Annotated in this window: 2 protein-coding genes and 1 tRNA gene; 1 reads left to right on the plus strand and 2 read right to left on the minus strand. The window is 65.8% G+C overall.

Annotation, left to right across the window (positions count from 1 at the left end; all coding sequences use genetic code 11):
• Positions 1-20 precede the first annotated feature (20 nt).
• Positions 21-93: transfer RNA gene (locus AC067Z_RS38870), tRNA-Arg, on the plus strand.
• A 91-nt stretch (positions 94-184) separates the two neighbouring features.
• Here the strand turns inward: AC067Z_RS38870 and AC067Z_RS38875 are convergent.
• On the minus strand, positions 185-394 hold the full coding sequence (locus AC067Z_RS38875) for a hypothetical protein (protein WP_478794355.1): 210 nt from the start codon (positions 392-394) through the stop codon (positions 185-187).
• Between the two features lie 145 nt (positions 395-539).
• Positions 540-1,523 (minus strand): tetratricopeptide repeat protein, encoded by a 984-nt coding sequence (locus tag AC067Z_RS38880; RefSeq protein ID WP_478794356.1) that lies wholly within the window; start codon positions 1,521-1,523, stop codon positions 540-542.
• Between the last annotated feature and the right edge of the window lie 335 nt (positions 1,524-1,858).

Raw genomic sequence — 1,858 nt, forward strand, 5'->3', positions numbered from 1 at the left:
GAAAAGCCCGGGAAGCACAAGCACTCGTAGCTTAACGGATAGAGCATCTGACTACGGATCAGAAGGTTGCAGGTTCGAATCCTGCCGAGTGCACAGCAGACCAGAGGCCCTGAGGAGCAATCCTCAGGGCCTCTGGCTTTTGCGTTGACGGCAGTGTTTGACGGCAACCGCCTCCAGGAGCGAATCAGACCGCTACCGGAACACCGGCCGCACCGTCGTCATCATCCGGGTCACTGCCGTCACCCCTCAGGGCATCCCCGACACGGTCGAACGCCGAGCGCTGCGAGTCCAGCCGTACGAACGTGTAGATGTCCATGGTCACCCTGATCGAGCTGTGGCCGAGGACTTCCATGATCATGCGGGCGTCGGCGCCCTGCTCGTGGAGGAGCGGCACGCATGATCACCAGCAGGAAGCGCACGGACCGGTCCGAGGGGAGCTTCTTGCAGCACTTGCCGAGGGCGCAGCAGCGCCGCTTGTGCTCCGGCTGCTTCTTGTCCTTGCCCTGCGCGCAGCACTGGCAGGTGATGGTGTGTTCTGTTCAGTTCGCGCTGATGCGGCGCGCCTTGGCCACGAGTCTCCTGGGCAGCCCCGGCCCCGCGCACGCGTAGTCGATCAGCAGATCCCGGTAAGAAGTGTTCGCGAGCTCGGGTGCCAGGGCGATCAGTGCCCGCAGGTCGTCTGACGAGCCGGACAGGCGCGTGCGATATGCGGCACCCGCCACACGCAGGGAGGACTCGTGAGGTTCATGCTGCAGACCCTGTTCGACGAGGGCCACTGCTGCGGCGAAGTTGCCCTGCATGGCACGCACATCGGCAAGGTCGAGGTAGAGGGACCAGTTGGTGACATCCAGCGCCAGGGCCTTTTCGAAGGCTGCCGCAGTCTGGTCCAGGTCGCCCATTGCGCGCCAGGTGTTCGCTCGTGCGACCTCGGTCCACATGACCCGATCGACGGCATCGGCGCGGTCGCACAGGGCGAAGGCCAGCTCGTAGCGGCCGCAGGCGCGGGGCAGTCGGGACATGGCGGCCAGCGACTCCGGCAGGGGACTCCGTTCGGACACCACGTCGATGGCATGAAACCAGGGCGTGAACCGATCGCGCATCTCGGCAGTGTCCAGGTTGTGGCCGTAGTCCAGTGTCCGCAAGCACGCCTCGGCCAGCGCCTCAGCACTCACCGCGCCGATGAAGCGCGCATCGCCGAACCACGGGCCGCGGCCCCATGCCACATCGGGTCTGGCCCCCGTGACCGAGCCAAGGGCCATCACTGCGTCGTCCATGTCCCCGTCGAGGAACAGGAAGTACGCCTGCGCCAGCACAGCGCTCAAGGAGCCGTCCCCTTCGAGACCCTCCTTCAGTTCCGAGCGCCGGTCCTGCCACAACTCGGCGAGAGCCGCGTACGGCTCCGGAGCTGCCGGCGCGGAGGCTATCGCCCCTACCAGGAACTCGACTGCACCGACCGGGCTTCCCCCACAGTGCGCCATCACACTGGCGACAGCGACTCCTGCTGACACTGACTGATTCGACATCGCCGGAGAATATCCGTGGCCAGAGGTTCTGCGGAATCCTCTGCCGGCACGGCAGCGCAGCCGCCAGCGATCCGTAGGTGACGGCAACCTTGATGGCAACGACGGCACACAGAGGCCGATGATCACCACCGTCGGCGATCACTCCAGGAGGAGGCGAGCCACCCTCCCAACGAGCTGCCCGATCCTACGGATCAGAAGGTTGCAGGTTCGAATCCTGCCGAGTGCACACAGATCAGAAGCCCCCCGGGATCATCCCGGGGGGCTTCTGGCATCAGCGGATGACATCAACGTCCCCGTCGGCGGACTCGGGCGACTGCATCCGCCCCGGCGTCGTC

Source organism: Streptomyces sp. NPDC043812 (assembly GCF_056436245.1).